At 63.4% G+C, this 18,131-nt stretch carries 15 protein-coding genes; 4 read left to right on the top strand and 11 right to left on the bottom strand.

Translation table 11 applies throughout. The features are described 5' to 3' along the window. From FJ492_RS13365 to FJ492_RS13345, 5 genes are all read right to left on the bottom strand, one after another. Positions 1–951, bottom strand: coding sequence for an ABC transporter permease (locus FJ492_RS13365; protein ID WP_140504414.1), 951 nt, complete (start codon positions 949–951; stop codon positions 1–3). 86 nt (positions 952–1,037) lie between these two features. After that, positions 1,038–2,648: an ABC transporter substrate-binding protein gene (locus tag FJ492_RS13360; RefSeq protein WP_140504412.1), complete on the bottom strand. Its 1,611-nt coding sequence runs from the start codon at positions 2,646–2,648 to the stop codon at positions 1,038–1,040. A gap of 64 nt (positions 2,649–2,712) precedes the next feature. Further along, positions 2,713–3,435, bottom strand: coding sequence for an HAD-IA family hydrolase (locus FJ492_RS13355; protein ID WP_140504411.1), 723 nt, complete (start codon positions 3,433–3,435; stop codon positions 2,713–2,715). Between the two features lie 237 nt (positions 3,436–3,672). Then, positions 3,673–5,046, bottom strand: a complete 1,374-nt coding sequence (locus FJ492_RS13350) for an aspartate aminotransferase family protein (protein ID WP_140770286.1) — start codon at positions 5,044–5,046, stop codon at positions 3,673–3,675. 13 nt (positions 5,047–5,059) lie between these two features. Next, on the bottom strand, positions 5,060–5,899 hold the full coding sequence (locus tag FJ492_RS13345) for a GNAT family N-acetyltransferase (protein ID WP_140770284.1): 840 nt from the start codon (positions 5,897–5,899) through the stop codon (positions 5,060–5,062). Between the two features lie 319 nt (positions 5,900–6,218). Between FJ492_RS13345 and FJ492_RS13340 the strand changes: the two genes are divergently transcribed. Further along, a complete protein-coding gene (locus FJ492_RS13340; RefSeq protein WP_140770282.1) occupies positions 6,219–6,887 on the top strand; it encodes a haloacid dehalogenase type II in 669 nt (222 codons plus the stop codon). Between the two features lie 16 nt (positions 6,888–6,903). Then, complete coding sequence (locus FJ492_RS13335) at positions 6,904–8,178, top strand: FAD-binding oxidoreductase (RefSeq protein WP_140770280.1); 1,275 nt, start codon at positions 6,904–6,906, stop codon at positions 8,176–8,178. Between the two features lie 22 nt (positions 8,179–8,200). On the opposite strand, the gene FJ492_RS13330 is transcribed toward FJ492_RS13335, so the two are convergent. The 6 genes from FJ492_RS13330 to argE all read right to left on the bottom strand — a co-directional run bounded on the left by FJ492_RS13330 (position 8,201) and on the right by argE (position 14,768). After that, entirely contained in the window at positions 8,201–9,658 is a 1,458-nt protein-coding gene (locus FJ492_RS13330) for an NAD-dependent succinate-semialdehyde dehydrogenase (protein WP_140770278.1), read from the bottom strand. A 17-nt stretch (positions 9,659–9,675) separates the two neighbouring features. Next, positions 9,676–10,719, bottom strand: a complete 1,044-nt coding sequence (locus FJ492_RS13325; protein ID WP_140770276.1) for a tartrate dehydrogenase — start codon at positions 10,717–10,719, stop codon at positions 9,676–9,678. Between the two features lie 10 nt (positions 10,720–10,729). Beyond that, the gene (locus FJ492_RS13320; RefSeq protein WP_140770274.1) at positions 10,730–12,193 is read right to left on the bottom strand and encodes an aldehyde dehydrogenase family protein; all 1,464 of its coding nucleotides are present in this window, start codon (positions 12,191–12,193) and stop codon (positions 10,730–10,732) included. A gap of 138 nt (positions 12,194–12,331) precedes the next feature. Then, the gene (locus tag FJ492_RS13315) at positions 12,332–12,685 is read right to left on the bottom strand and encodes a cupin domain-containing protein (protein ID WP_140713581.1); all 354 of its coding nucleotides are present in this window, start codon (positions 12,683–12,685) and stop codon (positions 12,332–12,334) included. A 23-nt stretch (positions 12,686–12,708) separates the two neighbouring features. Continuing rightward, positions 12,709–13,632 (bottom strand): glyoxylate/hydroxypyruvate reductase A, encoded by a 924-nt coding sequence (locus FJ492_RS13310; protein WP_140504395.1) that lies wholly within the window; start codon positions 13,630–13,632, stop codon positions 12,709–12,711. An 11-nt stretch (positions 13,633–13,643) separates the two neighbouring features. Beyond that, on the bottom strand, positions 13,644–14,768 hold the full coding sequence (argE, locus tag FJ492_RS13305; protein ID WP_140504393.1) for an acetylornithine deacetylase: 1,125 nt from the start codon (positions 14,766–14,768) through the stop codon (positions 13,644–13,646). A gap of 235 nt (positions 14,769–15,003) precedes the next feature. Here argE and FJ492_RS13300 point away from each other — a divergent pair, with 235 nt between their 5' ends. Beyond that, complete coding sequence (locus tag FJ492_RS13300) at positions 15,004–15,900, top strand: GNAT family N-acetyltransferase (RefSeq protein ID WP_140770272.1); 897 nt, start codon at positions 15,004–15,006, stop codon at positions 15,898–15,900. A 945-nt stretch (positions 15,901–16,845) separates the two neighbouring features. Beyond that, positions 16,846–18,131, top strand: a 1,286-nt coding sequence (locus FJ492_RS13295) for a VCBS domain-containing protein (protein ID WP_210241536.1), incomplete at its 3' end; no start/stop codon positions are given.

Below are 18,131 nucleotides of genomic sequence, written 5' to 3'. Positions count from 1 at the left end.
TCACCTCAGCCTTGGGTTGGACATGATGGCGATGATGTCGGCGACGGTGATGAGCAGGAGATAGCCGAGGCAGAAGATCATTGCGCAGCTCTGGATCAGCGGCAGGTCGCGGGTCGCGACCGCATCGACCATCAGCTTGGCGATGCCGGGATAATTGAAGATGGTCTCCACGATGATGACGCCGCCGACCAGATAGGACAGCGACAGCGCAACCGCGTTGACGATCGGCCCGAGCGCATTGGGAAGTGCGTGCTTGAGCACCATGCGGCCGCGTGAGGCGCCTTTGAGCAGCGCCATCTCGACATAAGGCGTGGACAGCGTTTCGATCACCGCGGCGCGGGTCATGCGGATCATCTGAGCCGAGATGACGAAGGACAGCGTGATCACCGGCATTGCATAGATGCGCACGAGGTCGGTCAGCGTATGCGCCTCATTGACCGAGGACAGCGCCGGCAGCCATTTGAGATAAACGGCGAAAAGCAAAACCGCGAGGGTCGCGACCATGAATTCCGGTACCGAGATGACGCCGATCGCAAGAATGGTGACGGTGCGGTCATAGAGCGAACCGCGCAACATGGCGGCGGTGATGCCGAGCGTCAGCGCTAGGGGCACCGAGAGCAGCGTGGTGATGCCGGCGAGCTCCATGGTGTTGATGAAGCGCCCGCCGATCAGCGCCGCAACCGGCATCTCGTTGGCATAGGAAGTGCCGAGATCGCCGTGGAGCAGGCCGAGAAGCCAGCGCAGGAAGCGCAGGATTGCCGGATCGTTGAGATGCATGGCCTCGCGCAGGCCGGCGACGGCTTCGGGTGTAGCCGCCTGGCCGAGCAGAATCGACGCGGTGTCGCCAGGCAGCATGCTGGTGGCGAAAAACACGGCGAACAGGACGATCAGAAGTGTAACAACCGCGATTGCCAGCCGCTTCAGCACGAGGTTTAGAACCCCAGACGTCATGGAAGAGCTCCTGCGGTTGCGTTCGGCCAAGCCATGTTGTGCAATAGGTGCCAGGGACCGGCTGTCCGGTCCCTGGCAGGCGCCTCTCAGGCTTCGAGCCAGAGATATTCCGCCATTGCGTAGCCCATCATGCCACCGAGTGGGTTCGCCTCCAAACCCTTCACCTTGCTGGAGAGAGCATCCACGTTGGAAATGTAGGCCGGGATGATGGTGCCGGCCTGCTCGGAGACCATGGTCTGCATCTGGCCGTAGATTTCCTTGCGCTTGGCCTGGTCCAGCGAGCCGCGCGCCTCGACGAGCAGCTTGTCGAACTTCTCGGACTTGTACTGGCTTTCGTTCCAGGGCGCGTTGGAGGCGTAGAGGAGCGAGAACAGGATGTCGGGCGTCGGGCGCGGATTGATGTTGCCGAAATGGATCGGCGCCTTGAGCCAGTAATTGTCCCAATACCCGTCGGACGGGACGCGTTGGACATCGAGCTTCATGCCGATATCAGCACCGGCGGCCTGGATGATCACCGCCATGTCGATCGACGACGTCGCGGCATCGGAGGCGACCACGGGGATGGACTGGCCGAGCAGGCCCGACTTCTGGAAGTGGAACTTGGCCTTGTCCGGGTCGAAGGCCTTCGGCTTGAGGTCGGCATTGTGGAAGATGTTCGCCGGCGAGACAGGCTGGTCGTTGCCGATTTCGCCGAGGCCGCGCAATGCCGATTTGACGATCTGCTCGCGGTTGACGAGGTATTTCATGCCGGCGACGAAGTCGGCCTTATTGCCCGGATCCATGTCGAGCCGGATGTTGAGGTCTGTATAGTTGCCCGAGGTGGTTTTCGACAGTTCGAAGCCCTGCTGGCCGCCGATGAGCTTCATCGCGCGCGGATTGATCGAGGCGGCGAAGTTGACGTCACCGGAAAGCAGGGCGTTGACGCGAGCGCTGTCGTCGCTGATGGCGATGAACTCGAACGAATCCAGGTAGGGCTTGCCGGATTTCCAGTAGTTCTTGTTCTTGGAGACGACCGACCGCACGCCCGGTTCGAACGTTTGCAGCACGAAGGCGCCGGTGCCGTTGCCCTTTGAGAAGTCGGTGGTGCCATCCGCCACGATCATGAAGTGATGCAATGCCAGGATGGTCGGAAGGTCGGCATTCGGATCGGCGAGGGTGATTTCGACGGTCGATTTGTCGACCGCCTTGAAGCCGGTCATCTGCGCGGCGATCTTGGCAACCTTGGAGCCGACCGCCTTGTCGAGATGGCGCTTCAGCGAGAAGATGACGTCTTCGGCGGTGAGGTCCTTGCCGTCGTGGAAGGTGACGCCCTTGCGCAGCTTCACGGTCCAGGTCTTGGCGTCCTTGCTGTCGAAACTTTCGGCCAACTCCATCTGCGTCTTGCCATCCTTGTCGAGGAAGGTCAGGCGGTTGTAGAGCGAGCAGCAGCGGACATAGTCGGTCGACAGCGACGCCTTTGCCGGGTCGAGCGTGTCGGCGGTGGAGGACGACCAGCCGGCTGCCTTGAAACTGCCGCCGGAAACCGGCGTGGCGGCGACGGCATTGGTGGCACGGCCAAGCACCACGCTGCCCGCGGCAATCGCGGCGCCGCCGGCCAGCAGCATCTTGAGGAGTTCGCGGCGGCTCGCGCCCCGCCGAATGGCATTCTCGACCATGGCATCGTCTGCGCTGGTCCAGTTCGTTATCTTGTCGGTCATATCATTCCCCTTTCTGTTTGTTTTTCCGGGATGCTCGTCTTGCTGCGGCTTTCCGGGCTTGGGCTCAGGTTCGTTCCTTCAGGCTTTCCCGCACGGCGGCGGCAAGGGCCGCCATTGACGTGAAGTGGTAGTCAGGCGCGGTGAAACGCTCGGGCTCGATCGTGCCGCCGTAACCCTTCTGGGCATGCCGGCGCTCGATCCAGCAATTGGTCATGCCAAGCGCCCGGGATATGCCGATGTCGTGGTACTGGCTTTGCGCCACGTGGAGGATGTCGTCCTTGCTGTCGTCCCTTGAGGCCACGAAATCGAAAACCTTCTGAAAGAAGGCCGGGTCCGGTTTTTCCGTACCTGTATCATCGGCCGTGAAGGTGGCGAAAAAGGGCGAACCGAGTTGCTTCTCGAAATGATCGAGCGCCCAGCGCCGGGCATTGGTCATGGCGATCAATCTGTGCGACTTCGCAAGGTCCGCCAATGCCGCCGCGCTGTCAGCAAAGCCTTGCCATGCACGGGCGGAGTCCCTCAGGCGCACACCGTATTTCTCCTCGGGAGGGAGGCCGAGACGCGGCGCGATGACCGTGTAGACACGCACGAGATCGTCGGGAAACAGGCTCGCATCGGGCATGTAGCGGGCCTGCCGGTAAAGGGCCAGCGCCTCCTCGCCATCGACCGAAACGCCGGCCTCGGCGGCAATTTGCGCCAGGCAGGTCGTGATCCCGCCTTCGAAGTCGATCAGCGTGCCGACGACATCGAAGGTCATGTATTTGAACTCGCTAAAGCCCCTGGCCAAGACTGGGTCTCCTCTGCATGCGGCCGAATTGCACGTGTTGGACAGAACAAAATTCCGTGCTGTCCGGGGCGTCGGTCTCTTTTGAAGGCCTGGAAATCCGGGCTTTCTGGCCTTGTCTTCTCAGCAGTCTGGCACTTCCCCCGCGCTGGATTCGCCGAAAAGGCGTGAGGAGGCGGCACAAAATTGCGAAATGGTCTGCCCCGGCGCTATTTCGAAACACAGGGTATTCGTCTGCCGTCATGCCAGGGCCTGGCGGACATCGGGATCGTCCAGCGTCTGGTCGAGCGTCCGGCGCGTGCGCTCGATGATCGCATCGATATCGCTGTCGGTACAGCACAGCGGCGGCGCATAGCCGAGGACCCCATGCGCGAAGGCACGGATGATGAGGCCATTGTCCCACGCCCTGTCGAAGACCCGCCGCGCCGGCATGGCCGACGCGGGAAGCGGTGTTTTCTTCTGCTTGTCAGTCACCAGTTCGACCGCTGCAAGCATGCCGCGGCCGCGCACGTCGCCGACGAGGGGGTGGCCGCTCAGGCTTGCCAGTCCTGCCATCAGGCGGGCGCCGGCGTTGATGCCATTCTCCAGAAGGCCGTCTTCGTAGAGCTTCAGCACCTCGAGCGCGACGGCGGCGCTGACGGGATGGGCGGAATAAGTGTAGCCGTGACCGACGGCCGAGGCGCCCGCGCCATCGGCGATGACGTCGTAGACATGATCGGCCATGAAGACGGCGCCCATGGGAACATAGCCCGAGGTCAGACCCTTCGCCGTCGTCATGAAATCGGGAACGATGTCCTCATCGGTGCAGGCGAACAAGGGCCCCGTGCGGCCGAAACCGGTGATCACCTCATCGGCGATGAACAGGATGCCGTACTCCCGGCAGAGTTCGCGTATCGCCTTGATCCAGCCTTTCGGTGGAACGATGACGCCACCCGAGCCCTGGATCGGCTCGGCATAGAAGGCGGCGACCCGCTCCGGCCCGATCTCCTCGATCTTGGCCTTCAGCGTGGCGAGCGATGCGGCGATGATCGCTTTGCCGTCCTCGCCGACCGGGTTGCGGTATGGATAGGGGGAGGGGATCTTGTGCTGCCACTCAAAGGGAATGCCGAAACCGGCGTGAAAGGCGGGCAGGGCGGTCAGGCCCGCGCCAACCACCGACGAGCCGTGATAACCCTGCTCGATGGAAATGAACTGATCGCGTTTTGGCTCGGCCCTGGCATTCCAGTAGTAGCGGACGAACCGGATCGTGCTGTCGACCGCGTCCGATCCACCAAGAGTAAAATAGACGTGGTTCAGATCCCCGGGCGCGCGCTCGGCCAGTTCCGAGGCGAGGCGGATCGCCGGTTCAGAGCCGAGGCCGAAATAGGCGGTGGCGTAGGGAAGCTCTCGCATCTGCCGGGCGGCCGCCTCGACGATGCTGTCATGGCCGTAGCCGGCATTGACACACCACAGCCCCGCGAAACCGTCGAGAAGTTGCCGGCCGGACGCATCGGTCACGGTCGCGCCCTTCGCCGATTTCAACACGCGCACGCCGTGCGCCTCATGACCACGGTATGAAGAGACTGGGTGGATGAGATGGGCGCGATCGAGTTCGATCAGGGAATTGGCGAGCATTGTTGTTCTCCGACTATCCTAGCGCTTGGTTGGCGAGGGCGTAAACTTTTGGCCTGGCCTGTTCCGCGACCGTCTTGGGCGGACGGTCCATGGCTACGCCGCCGCCGACATGGGTAAGGCCGATTTCCTCGAGCCAGCCGGCGATGCCGGTTCCGCTGTCGGTATCCACGCGCAGGAAGGCACCGGCGCGCGCGGCGGCGAAGAAGCCGATCAGGGCCTTTGCCTCATCGATACTTCCCGCGATGACTGGACCAATCACCTCGCCGCGTCCGAACGGCCGGATCGCGGCATAGGCCCCGATGGCGCCGTCGCGGCGGATGACGGCGAATTGGCCGCGCTCGGCCAGCGCATCGATTAGAGCTCCACGGTCGGCGCCATAGGCGTCGCGGTCCAGCGCCTTGATTTCCCGGAGATCGGCGGCGTCCGCAGCTTCCACGTCGCCTTGCGCACCAAGCTTGGCAACGCTACCTTGATGTTGCCGGATCGTACCGGACGGCACAAAGCCGAGCTTTTCATAAAGAGGCATGCCGTCCGCTGTGGCGACGAGCCGCAGCGGACGGTCACCGGCAAGGGCGAAGGCCCGATCCATGAGCCGGCGCCCAAGCCCCTTGCCGCGCACAGTCCTGTCGACGATCACCATGTTGATCATGGCGCAATCTGCGCCGTAGGGCGTTACCAGGATAGTTCCGGTGACGCGGCCCTGATCGTCGAGCGCAACCGCGCCGTTCGAGAGCTGCAGGGCCATCTGCCAGTCCTGCGGGCGATGTGGCCAATTCTCCTGGCGAGAAAGCACTACGGCTCCCTCGATATGGTCGGGCCCGAAGGCCCGGAGTTCGATGTCGCCCTGCGGCATGAGGCATCCTTCCGTCTGACGACAAGTTTCGACCATCGGCTCGCCGCAGATCATCTGAAGGCTTTGGCTTCGACAGTATCTTTCGCCGTAGCGTAAGCGGTGCGCCGCATCTTGTGCTGGCGTCATCCACGGCGGGGGCGCCTCACGCCGTGCGCGGCGCCGCAATCGGCACGCCAGATGCCACAGCGTGCCAAACCGGATGGCGGATACGGAACTTTCTGCTTTCAGAAGGCCTATTTCGGTCAGGTGGGTCGCCGCGTGCCGCTCTATGATGAAATACATCCCAGCGCGGATGTGCTTCCACCGGAGATCGACGGACATGGCTTCCTTCAGGCCCAAATACATCACCTTCGACTGCTACGGCACGTTGACCTTTTTCCAGATGGCGGAAGCGGCGCGCGATCTCTACGGCAGCCGGCTCGACGAGCCGCGCATGCAGGAGTTCATTAAGAATTTCGCGGCGTACCGGCTGGATGAAATTCTGGGCGACTGGAAACCTTATGCCGACGTCGTCCACAATGCGCTCGAGCGCGCTTGCAAGCGCAACGGCGTCGCCTTCAGCCCGGACGACGCCAGGATGGTCTATGAGCGCGTGCCGACATGGGGACCTCACGCCGATGTCCCCGCGGGCTTGGCGAAGGTCGCCAAGGAAATTCCGCTGGTCATCCTGTCCAACGCGATGAACGCGCAGATCATGTCCAATGTCGAAAAGCTCGGCGCGCCCTTCCATGCCGTGTATACGGCCGAGCAGGCGCAGGCCTATAAGCCCCGCTTCAAAGCCTTCGAGTACATGCTCGACATGTTGGGCTGCGGCCCGGAGGATATCCTTCACTGCTCGTCCTCGTTCCGCTACGACCTGATGTCGGCGCACGATCTCGGCATCAAGAACAAGGTCTGGGTCAACCGCGGCCACGAACCAGCCAACCCCTATTATGGCTATGTCGAGATACCGGATATTTCAGGCCTTCCAGGCGTGGTCGGTCTCTAAAACAGGCGGATTGCCGATGAAGCTGGTCTCCTACTGGCACGACACTGCCCCCGTCTTTGCCGGCGCGGCGCAAGGCCCGGTCGAGGGTCACTACGATGCCGCCATCGTCGGCGGCGGCTTCACCGGACTCGCCGCCGCCCGCCAATTGGCGAAGGCCGGCGCCAAGGTGGTGGTGGTGGAAGCGGAGCGCGTGGGCTGGGGTGCATCCGGGCGCAATGGCGGACATCTAAACAATGGACTTGCCCACAGCTACCTCTCGGCCAAGGCGGAACTCGGAAAGGAACGCGCGATCGCGATCTACCGGGCGCTGGACGAGTCCGTCGACACCATCGAGGCGCTGGTCGCCGAGGAAGGCATTGATTGCAACTTCCGCCGCGCCGGCAAGCTGAAGCTAGCCTCTAAGCCGCAGCATTTTGGTTCGATCGCCCGCAACTTCGAAGCGATCCATTCCGAGGTGGATCCGGATACGGCGCTGCTGTCAGCGGCCGATCTCAAATCGGAGATCGGCTCGCCTTTCCATGGCGCGATGCTGTCGAAGAAGAGCGCCATGATGCATATGGGCCGCTATGTGGCGGGTCTCGCCACGGCAGCCGCGCGCCACGGCGCCGTTATCCACGAGAACGCTGCGGTGACCGATCACAAGCAGGCCGGCAAGCGGCATGAGTTGACCACGTCGCGGGGTCGCATCAGCGCCGACGCCGTGCTGGTGGCGACCGGTGCCTATACGACGCCGAATTTCGGCTATTTCCGCCGCAGGATCATTTCGGTCGGCAGCTTCATCATCGCCACGCGGCCCTTGAGCGACACCGAGATCGCCGCGACCATGCCGGGCAACCGGACATGCGTGAACTCGATGAACATCGGCAACTACTTCCGGCTTTCGCCCGACAACCGGTTGATCTTCGGCGGCCGCGCACGCTTCTCGGCGACGTCGGACCAGCGCTCCGACGCCAGGAGCGGTCAGATATTGCGGGCAAGCCTGGCGGCCATCTTCCCGCAGCTCGCCAGGGTCGAGATCGACTATTGCTGGGGCGGGCTGGTCGACATGACCAAGGACCGTTTCCCGCGCGCCGGCTACCATGACGGGGTGTGGTACGCGATGGGCTATTCCGGTCATGGCGCGCAGCTTTCCACCCAGCTCGGCATGATCCTGGCCGATGCCATGCTTGGCCGCGAGGACCGCAATCCGCTGAAGGGGCTCGAGTGGCCTGCCATTCCAGGCTATTCAGGCAAGCCGTGGTTCCTGCCGATGGTCGGCCTCTACTACAAGGCGCTCGACCGGATCCAGTGATCACTGATCCGGCGGATGGGGTTTAGCCCAGCCCGCCCATATGGAAGCTTTTCAGCTCGAGATATTCCTCGATGCCGGCCTGCGCGCCTTCGCGGCCGAGGCCGGACTGCTTGACGCCGCCGAAGGGTGCCACCTCCATCGAGACCGAGCCTGTGTTCAAGCCCACCATGCCGAACTCCAACGCCTCGCCGACGCGCCAGGCGCGTTTCAAATTCTCGGTGTAGAAGTAGGAGGCAAGTCCGTAGGGTGTGCCGTTGGCCAGCGCGATCGCTTCCTCTTCCGTCTCGAAGCGGAAAAGCGGCGCGACTGGGCCGAACGTTTCCTCGCCGGCAAGCTGCATGTCCTTTGTGGCGCCCGTCAGCACGAGCGGCGCGACATACTGAGATCCTTTCGGTAGGGCCTGCTTCTCGGTGACGATCGCAGCACCCTTGGCGAGCGCGTCCGCGACGTGGCGGTTGATTTTCTCGACCGCCGCCATGTTGATCATCGGTCCGATGACGACGCCGGGCTGTGTGCCCGGCCCCACCGTCATGGCGTTGACGCGGGCGGAGAGCTTCGCGGCGAAGGTCTCGTAGACCCCGGTCTGGACGAGGATGCGGTTGGCGCAGACGCACGTCTGGCCGCCGTTGCGGAACTTCGAGACCAGCGTGCCCTCGATGGCTAGGTCGAGATCGGCGTCGTCGAAGACGATGAAGGGGGCGTTGCCTCCGAGTTCGAGGCTGAGTCGCTTCACGCTGTCGGCGGCCCCGCGCATCAGCAGCGAGCCGACCCGTGTCGAGCCGGTGAAGGAGATCTTGCGCACCGTCTCATTGCCCATGATTTCGTTGCCGATTTCCGCTGGCATGCCGGTGACGATGTTGATGACGCCGGCAGGGATGCCCGCCCGTTCGGCGAGCAGGCCGAGGGCCAGCGCCGAATAGGGCGTGAACTCGGATGGCTTGATGACCACGGTGCAGCCTGCGGCCAGCGCCGGCGCGACCTTGCGGGTGATCATTGCGTTGGGAAAGTTCCACGGCGTGATGATGCCGCAAACGCCTACCGGTTCCTTCAGCACGATGATGCGGCGGTCTGGGGTCGGCGAGGGGATGGTATGGCCGTTGATGCGGCGCGCTTCTTCCGCGAACCATTTTACGAAGGAGGCTCCGTAGCGGATCTCGCCCTTGGCCTCGTCCAGCGGCTTGCCCTGTTCGGTCGTCAGGATCAGCGCGAGATCGTCCAGATGCGCAAGCATCAGCCCATGCCAGGCCTCTAGCAGGCCGGCGCGCTCGGCGTTGGTCTTCTTCCTCCAATCCACATAGGCGGATGCGGCGGCCTCTATCGCTGCATGGGTCTCCGGACCGGCCATGTCGGGCACTGTGCCGATTGCCGACTGGGTCGCCGGGTCGAGTACATCGACCGTCTTGCAGGAGCCGGCAGCAACCCACTTGCCGCCGATCAGGCCGGCTTCGCGAAACAGACTTTTATCGTTCAGGCTTTTCATCGGAAACGACCTTGCAATCAGGTGAGAGCGGCGTTGACGGCGGCCGTGATGGTCTCCGTTCGATCCTTGCCGGGAATGGTGCCAATGCCGCGCGCGGTAGTCGCTTCGATGGCTTTCATAACTCGACCGGCGGCGGCTGTTTCGCCGAGATGTTCGAGCATCATCGCGCCGGACCAGATGGTAGCGATCGGGTTGGCGATACCGAGATGCGCGATGTCGGGCGCCGAGCCGTGCACCGGCTCGAACATCGACGGCGCCGAACGGTCAGGATTGATGTTGGCGGAGGCGGCGTAGCCGAGCCCGCCCTGGATCGCCGCGCCGATGTCGGTCAGTATGTCGCCGAACAGGTTCGAGGCGACGACCACGTCGAGGGTCTCGGGCGCCATGATCATACGCGCGGCGAGCGCGTCGACGTGATACCTAGTGACAGTGACATCAGGATAGTCCGCTGCCAGCTTTCGCGTGATCTCGTCCCAGAACACCATAGAATATTTCTGTGCGTTGGACTTGGTGACGGAGGCCAGTCTGCCGTGCCGCGCCCGTGCCTGCTCGAAGCCGAAGCGCAGGATGCGCTCGACGCCGGCGCGGGTGAAGATCGAGGTCTCCACCGCCACCTCGTCCAGCGTGCCTTGATGCACGCGCCCACCGGCGCCCGAATATTCGCCTTCGGTGTTCTCGCGGATGCACAATATGTCGAAGCTTTCGGCCCGCAGCGGTCCCGTGACGCCCGGCAGCAGGCGGTGCGGCCGGATGTTGGCGTATTGCACGAATGCCTTGCGGATCGGCAGCAACAGGCCGTGCAGCGAGACGGAATCTGGCACCTCCACCGGCCAGCCGACGGCGCCGAGAAGGATGGCGTCAAAGCCGCGCAGGGTTTCGATGCCGTTGTCCGGCATCATGCGGCCGGTGTCCTTGTAGAATTTGCAGGACCAGGGGAATTCGGTTTCGGCCAGGGCAAAGCCGGCGTGATTGGCCGCCGTCTGCAGCACGGACCAGGCGGCCGCGGTCACATCGCGGCCGATGCCATCACCGGGGATCAGGGCGATCGAATAGGACTTCATCGGCATCTCTCTAGAGGCTGATCAGGACGCTCTTGGTCCTGCGATTGGCGAGGTAGGCTTCGCGGCCGAGGTCCTTGCCGATGCCGGAGCGCTTGTAGCCCCCGGTTGGCAGGATATGGTCGCGCGAGCGGCTGTAACGGTTGACCCAGACGGTGCCCGCCTCAAGCTTGCGAGCGAAGCGGATGGTGCGGGACAGGTCTGACGTGAACAGGCCGGAAGCCAGCCCATAGATCGGATGGCTGGCCAGCGCCAGCGCTTCTTCCTCGGTTTCGAAGGTCTGGACGGTCAGGACCGGGCCGAAGATTTCCTCAACGATCGCGGGATTGGCCTTGTCTACGTCAGCGATCAGCGTCGGCTGGTAGAAATAGCCGGGGCTGTCCATGACGCCGCCGCCGGTCAGGCATACGCCGCCGGCTTCGACCGCAGCCTGCACGATGCCGTCGACACGCGCCCGCTGCCGTTCCGAAATGATTGGCGAATACTGCGTCGCGTCGTCCCAGGTAGGGCCCGGCCGCACCATCTTCATCCGTTGCAGGATCGCGGCCGTCAGCCTGTCGGCCACGCTCTTCTCGGCGATCAGGCGCGTGCCGGCGACGCAAGCTTGGCCGGCGTTGAAGGTGACGCTGCCGGCGATCGCTGCCGCCGCCTTGTCGAGATCGGCATCGGCAAAGACGAGCTGCGGGCTCTTGCCGCCGAGTTCAAGCGTCATTGGCTTGACGCCGGTGCGGGCGATATTCTCCATAATGGCCGACCCGGCGCGGGTCGAGCCGGTGAAGGAGATCTTGGCGATGTCGCGATGGCCGGTCAGTGCCGTGCCGGTCGTTGGACCGTCGCCGAGCACGACGTTTATGAGTCCCGCCGGCAGACCCGCCCTGACGGCGAGTTGAGCCATGTAGACTGCCGAAAAGGGCGTCATCTCGGACGGTTTCAGGACAACCGCGTTGCCAGCGGCCAGTGCCGGACCGAGCTTCCATCCGGCCATCGAGATGGGAAAGTTCCAGGGCGTGATCGCGCCGACCACGCCATAGGGCTCGCTCATGATCATGCCGAGACTGGCATCGTCGGTCGGCACGAGCTCGCTGCCTTCCTTGTCGGCGAACTCGGCGAAGAAGCGGATCTGCTCGGCGGTGATCGCGATATCGCCAGCGACAAGCTGGCCGACGGGTCGGGTCGAGCTCAGTGCCTCTATCCTGGCCAGCGTTGCCGCTTCCGCTTCGATCAGATCGGCCCAGGCCTGGAGTGCCCTGGTGCGCTCGCGTGGCCGGACGCCGCCCCAGTTGCTGGCCGTCAGCGCAGCCTTTGCACTGTCCACCGCTCGGTCGATCAAGTCAGGGCCGGCTACGGGGCAGTCCGTATAGGATTTGCCGTCCGACGGGCGACGCATCTCGATCCCGCCCCCGGCCGGGATCAGTTCCCCGCCAATGAAATGGCCGACGGGGAGGGGAATTGTATCGGGATCGAAGCTCAGGCTCATCGACAACCACTCTGCGGCACCGGATGGAGCCTAGCGCGTGGCGCCACGCAGCATGCGCTGTTCGGCGTTCCGCCACCGACGAATGTTGCGTGCCAGGGATGAGGGACGGCAAAATCTTTCGCGCGGGGACGTGCCTCGCTATCCGACGGTCACGTAGATCTTGCGCACCGTTTCGATGGTTTTCCAGACGCCGGTGAAGCCGGGCTTCATGACGAAGCTGTCGCCGGCGCGGTAGGTCACCCTCTCGCCGGCGTCCGGTATGATCTCGATCACGCCGGAGAGAATGTGGCAGAACTCGAAAGTCTCCCCCTTGATCGAGCGCGTCTCACCCGGCGTCGCCTCCCAGACGCCGGTACGGACGAGATCGCCCTTGGCGACATCCTGCGCCCAGGTCTTGAAGGCAGGGTCGCCGGCGATCAGCCGCTCTGGCAGCGCCCTGGATTCGCGCGGCGAAAAGGTTGGGTTGGTATCGACGGTCTTGAGCAGGGACAAGGGATGGCCTTTCTGGTTGGACTTCAATAGCCGCGCGACCGGTCGACGAGCCCGATCGGCTCAAGGCCGGCACGGTGGCGCCGGATGTTGTCGATAACGGCGCGTGCCGCGGTCTCCGGCTGGGTGACGCTCGCGACATGCGGGGTGAGGATGATCTTCGGATGCGACCAGAACGGATGGTTCGCGGGCAGCGGTTCGGGATCGGTCACGTCGATTATCGCCGCCGAAAGGTGGCCGCTCTCGAGCGCGGCGACAAGCGCCTGATGGTCGAGCTGCGGCCCTCGGCCTGTGTGAACGAGAGCCGCGCCCTCCGGTAATTTGACGAACAGATCGGCATCGAGAAATCCGCGCGTGTCTTCGGTCAGCGGCAGCAGGCAGATCAATATGTCGCTGGCCGCCAGCATCGTCTCCAGCCCAACCTCGCCATGGTGGCAGGTCACGCCGTCGATCTGACGCGGCGAACGGCTCCAGCCGGCGAGCGGGAAGCCGAAGGGTTTCAGCCGGTCGAGGACCGCCTGACCGAGCTGCCCGAGACCGAGCACGCCGATCCGGCGCGAGGCGGCCTGGATCTGCGGGATATCCAGCCATTGACCGGCCCGCTGCCGCGCCAGATAGGCGGGCAGGTTGCGGTGCAGCGCAAGTACGGCCAGCGATACGTACTCCTGCATCATGCGCACGATGCCTTCCTCGACCATGCGCACGATCTTCACCGTCGCGGGCACCGCATCGAAGCGAAACTGGTCGACGCCGGCACCAAGGGAGAACAGGAGCTCCAGGTTCCGGTAGCGGGCGAGATTATCCGGCACCGTCCAGGTGATGAGATAACGCACCGCGTCGGCATCGACCGTCGCGGCATTCATCGCGAAAGGGAGGTCGGGCAGTTCCTTGGCGAAGGCTTCGGCAAAGATCGCGCCGCGCCGCGCATCGGAATTGAACAGGAATGTCATCCGGTTCCCCTTCAGGCGGCGCAATGCACAGCCAGCGCTTCGATCATAAGCTGGCAGGCAGTGAGTTCGCTGGCGAGAATATACTCGTCCGGCTTGTGGGCGCGGCCGATATCGCCAGGACCGCAGATGATCGCATCCATGCCGGCGGCTTGGTAGAGCCCAGCCTCGGTACCATAGCTGACGGCGGCGAGCGGTGCTTCGCCGGTCAGGTGGCTCAGCAAAGCCACCAAGCCTGAATCTTGTGACAAAGACAGTGCCGGATAGGCGCTCATCGGCGTCCACTCGACAAGATACCCCTTCGCGGCAAGGGCCTGGGCCCGCGCCTTGACCGGCGCGAGCAGGCGCGCCGGATCGACGCCAGGTATGGCGCGCGCCTCCAGGTCCAGCGTGCAGGTGTCGGGAATGATGTTGACCTGATGTCCACCCGCCACCACACCCGCCTGCAGCGAGGAGTAGGGCGGCTCGAAGGTTGGATCGAACGGGCCGTGCGTCAGTCGCTCGGCTTCGCTGACAGCCGCGCTCAGCGCCTCGGACATCGCATGGATGGCATTGAGTCCGAGATCGGGCCGCGAGGAATGGCCGGAGCGTCCCTTGATGGTGACGCGGGCGGCCGCCTTGCCCTTGTGGCCGCGCACGGCGCGCATGCAGCTCGGCTCGCCGACGATGACGCCGAGCGGTTTTGCGCAAAGGTCGGGAAGCCGGGCGATGAGATGCGGCACGCCGCGGCACCCAATCTCCTCGTCGTAGGAGAAGGCGAGGTGGATCGGCCTCGCAAGGCGCAGCCGCGACAGGGCAGGCACCGCCGCCAGCGCAGCGGCAAGAAAGCCCTTCATATCCGTGGTGCCGCGTCCGTAGAGGCGTTCGCCGTCCGGACGCAGCACGAAAGGGGATGAACTCCACTGCGGCTCGCCAGCGGGAACGACGTCCATGTGGCCCGAGAGGATATAGCCGGGGACATCTACGGGGCCGATCGTGGCAAAGAGATTGGAGCGGTCGCTTTCCGGCCCCGGGAGCAAGGTGACCTTCGCTCCCTGTTCCGCCAGATAGGCCTCGATCCAGCCGGCAATGTCCCCGTTCGGCTTGCCGGCCACGGATGGAAAGGCGACGAGACGGCCGAGGATGTCGAAGACGTCCATTCCAGACCTCAAGGTATTTTGGGGTTTGGGCATTTGGCATTCCGGTTCGTCGGGCCGATACGGTCGAGAATGTCAGCGTTCCTTCGCGATTGCGTGCCGAAAGCGGAAGTGTTTCAGTTGAATCTTGCGTTGGCGCCGGGCTTTCGAACAGATCATATTGATCCGATTGGTTAGCGTCGGCAGGGGAAGGGTAGGCCGTTGTGGGACCTCTCCATATCGGCAATGTTTCAGAGGCATGGAATTGAAGCCGTCCGGAAGCTTGAAAATCGATGCCTTCTCGATGCGGATCGGCGACATCGAAGGCGTCGAACTCGACCGGTTGCACGCGCACTCTCTATCCGTCGGATGGCCGCATCGCGCCGAGGACTGGCAATTCCTGCGCGAATCGGGACGGGGGATCGTTGCGCTCGACGAGATCGGCCGGGTGCTCGGCTCAGCCATGTGGTTCCCGCATGGCCACGATTTCGCGACGGTAGGGATGGTCATCACCTCGCCGCGGCTACAGACGCTGGGAGCCGGTCAGTGGCTGATGAAGCGGGTCTTCGACAACGTGGTCGGGCGCGACTTGCGCCTCAATGCGACCCGGGCGGCAAAGCGGCTCTATCTTTCGCTCGACTTCAGGCCGGAGAAGACCGTCTACCACTGCCATGGCATTGCCCGCGCCGCCACGGCGGCCGGAATAGACAGGGAGTGTGGCGAGGTGCGTCGGCTGCTGGCCGAGCACTTGCCGGCGATCATCGCACTCGATGCGGTCGGTTTCGGGGTGCATAGAGGGGCACTTGTCGAAAAGCTGTTCGAACAATCTGTTGGCTACGGGCTCTTCGGCGACGGGGCGCTCAAGGCCTTCGCTCTCTGCCGGCCCTTCGGCCGCGGCCATGTCATCGGTCCGGTCCTAGCTGAGCGAGATACCGATGCCATCGCAGTGGTCCGGCCGCACATCGCCGATCATTCGGGCAGTTTCCTTCGGGTGGACACGCATATGGGAAGCGGCGAATTCGCCGCCTTTCTGGCGCACAGCGGAATGCCGGTCTTCGACACGGTGCTGACCATGTCGATGGGCAAACGCCTCGCCGATTTTGTGGTCGATGATGCACCGGCAACCTATGCTCTCGCCAGTCAAACTCTCGGATAGGCAGCCGAGGATGCGGGCGGGCTCCGCACCATCCGCTAACCGGGAACCAGCATCGAAGCAACGTACAGCTTTCTGCAGCTATGCTGGATCAAACGCAGTAGGCCAAACTGCAATTGTCTCTGCCTTTAAGTTGTCTAGGGTGCGCATTTCACCTCGAACAGGAGGGCGTTCAGGCCGGCGCCGCGTAAGGAAGCCGGACGGAGCTTATAGTTGTCGCAGCTAAAGGGCGGCGCCCGCTGATCGCCATCGTATAGTCATGGTGCGAAGCGAGTGGAATGTGGTTGATGATCTGGCGCAGGGAGATTGCGGGCTATGCTCCCGGCGCTGGTCGTCGCCGCCGACTCACGTGGCTGCACTGCTTCATGCCCGCCAAGGACGCAGCGGTCGGACGAACGGGTTCCTGCAGACGCTGAGAGAGAGCCTAAACTCACCTCCATGGCGTCGGTGAGAATGTCAGTTCTCTCGCTCGGCCTTCTTGTAGCTGCTTGGGTGCGAGTGGTGATTGTTGCTGATAGGACAGGCGTCACACGTTCTTGATGCGCTTTCTCAACGAGGGGCGCAGCTTCCGCCGCCGTGGCTTTGCTTCAACATTTAACTATTAACTGTTTTGCAACTACGACGTTGACGTTTCCAGTGTCATAGGGTTAATAATCTCCTAATATAAGCACCGTCTAAAATCTCTTGATCGGAAACCGGCGATTTAGACGATGCAATTGGGTTGGGAGACGTAGCGCTGCGACAACGCCGTCGCAGCCGCCATCATGCGATCATCATCCGCTAGCTCCAGCCGGCACTTCTTGTCGGCGCGCTCGCTGATGGTGCGCCGCACTCGCTTCCGACCCAGCTGCGTGGCGACTTTGGGATCGATGCTCGGACAGAGCGTGGTCGTACAGGACTATCAACAAACAGGCGTTGGGGCGTCTGCTACAGAAACAGGGGTTGAAAATGGCTACTCAGGTCACCGGTGCGGGCGGCACCACGACGTCATTCTCCAATACACCGCAGGCAAAGGACGACACCTTCCTCTATTCGGAAGATGCAACGGGGGTCCTTGTCCTGAACGTTTTGGCGAATGATCTGGGAGGCGCAGCCAAACAGCTCTACTCCATCGATAACGCAGACAGTGCGTCCACCACAACGAAGACATATGCACCGGCAGATCTGCTCACACGTGACGCGACATATTCCACCGATGGTGGGGGAGCCCTCGGAACAACCGACACAAGCCTCTTGGGCGCCAAGATCTGGATAGCCAGCGATGGCACGATTCACTACAACACCGCCGATATCAACACGCTGTTGCAGTCACTCGCGCAGGGCCAGGTTCTTACCGACAAGCTAACTTACGCCATTCAACTCGGCAACGGCACGCTGAGCTGGGCTACGACCACTATTCAGTTCACCGGCACCAACGACAAGCCGGTGATTGGCGCTGCCACGCTTGTCGGCGCCGTCACTGAGGATGCCCACACGCCCACCGAGACCGCGGCCGGCACCATCGCCTTCGGCGATGTCGACTTCACCGACGTGCATCTGATCTCGGCGGTGTTCAAGGGCACCGATTATAGCGGCCAGCTCGGCTCGCTCAACGCAGTCAAGACCATCGATACCACCGGCACGGGCTCCGGCGGCTTGGTCACCTGGACCTTCACTGCTGCGGATTCGGCCCTCGACAAGCTCGCGGCCGGCCAGGTCGTGCACGAAACTTATACCCTCACGCTCGACGACCAGCATGGCGGTGTCGTCACCCGCGATGTCGTCATCACCATCACCGGCACCAACGACAAGCCGACCATCACGGCGCATGACGACGGCACGGTTTCGGAAGGCGATGACAACGCCGCCGCCCGCACCTCATCGGGCACCGTCACCTTCAGCGATGTCGACACCAGCGACACGCACACGCTGTCGGTGAGCGCCGCCGCCAGCCATGGCACGGCCAGTGTCGATGCCGACGGCACCTGGCACTATACTGTCAGCGACAGCGGCGCGGTCGATGCGCTCGCCGCCGGCGAGCATCTGGCCGACAGCTTCACGGTGCAGGTCGACGACCACAATGGCGGCCTCGCCACCCAGGTGGTGACGATCGACATCGTCGGCACCAACGATGCGCCGGAGATCACCTCCGATCCGCAGTCGGGCAATGTCTCGGAGGGCGATGGCCTTCCAGGCTCGGCGCAGAAGGCGACCGGCCAGGTCACCTTCAGCGATGTCGACACCAGCGACACGCA

This window comes from Mesorhizobium sp. B2-5-4 (assembly GCF_006441095.1).
Taxonomy (GTDB): domain Bacteria; phylum Pseudomonadota; class Alphaproteobacteria; order Rhizobiales; family Rhizobiaceae; genus Mesorhizobium; species Mesorhizobium salmacidum.
The sequence above is the reverse complement of the archived record's forward strand: the minus strand, read 5'-3'. Positions and strand labels throughout refer to the sequence as shown.

Bases quoted from the DNA above. Each gene is read 5' to 3' on its own strand.
- FJ492_RS13365 (WP_140504414.1), bottom strand. From the start codon at position 951: ATGACGTCTGGGGTTCTAAACCTCGTGCTGAAGCGGCTGGCAATCGCG.
- FJ492_RS13360 (WP_140504412.1), bottom strand. From the start codon at position 2,648: ATGACCGACAAGATAACGAACTGGACCAGCGCAGACGATGCCATGGTC.
- FJ492_RS13350 (WP_140770286.1), bottom strand. From the start codon at position 5,046: ATGCTCGCCAATTCCCTGATCGAACTCGATCGCGCCCATCTCATCCAC.
- FJ492_RS13345 (WP_140770284.1), bottom strand. From the start codon at position 5,899: ATGCCGCAGGGCGACATCGAACTCCGGGCCTTCGGGCCCGACCATATC.
- FJ492_RS13340 (WP_140770282.1), top strand. From the start codon at position 6,219: ATGGCTTCCTTCAGGCCCAAATACATCACCTTCGACTGCTACGGCACG.
- FJ492_RS13335 (WP_140770280.1), top strand. From the start codon at position 6,904: ATGAAGCTGGTCTCCTACTGGCACGACACTGCCCCCGTCTTTGCCGGC.
- FJ492_RS13330 (WP_140770278.1), bottom strand. From the start codon at position 9,658: ATGAAAAGCCTGAACGATAAAAGTCTGTTTCGCGAAGCCGGCCTGATC.
- FJ492_RS13325 (WP_140770276.1), bottom strand. From the start codon at position 10,719: ATGAAGTCCTATTCGATCGCCCTGATCCCCGGTGATGGCATCGGCCGC.
- FJ492_RS13320 (WP_140770274.1), bottom strand. From the start codon at position 12,193: ATGAGCCTGAGCTTCGATCCCGATACAATTCCCCTCCCCGTCGGCCAT.
- FJ492_RS13310 (WP_140504395.1), bottom strand. From the start codon at position 13,632: ATGACATTCCTGTTCAATTCCGATGCGCGGCGCGGCGCGATCTTTGCC.
- argE (WP_140504393.1), bottom strand. From the start codon at position 14,768: ATGGACGTCTTCGACATCCTCGGCCGTCTCGTCGCCTTTCCATCCGTG.
- FJ492_RS13300 (WP_140770272.1), top strand. From the start codon at position 15,004: ATGGAATTGAAGCCGTCCGGAAGCTTGAAAATCGATGCCTTCTCGATG.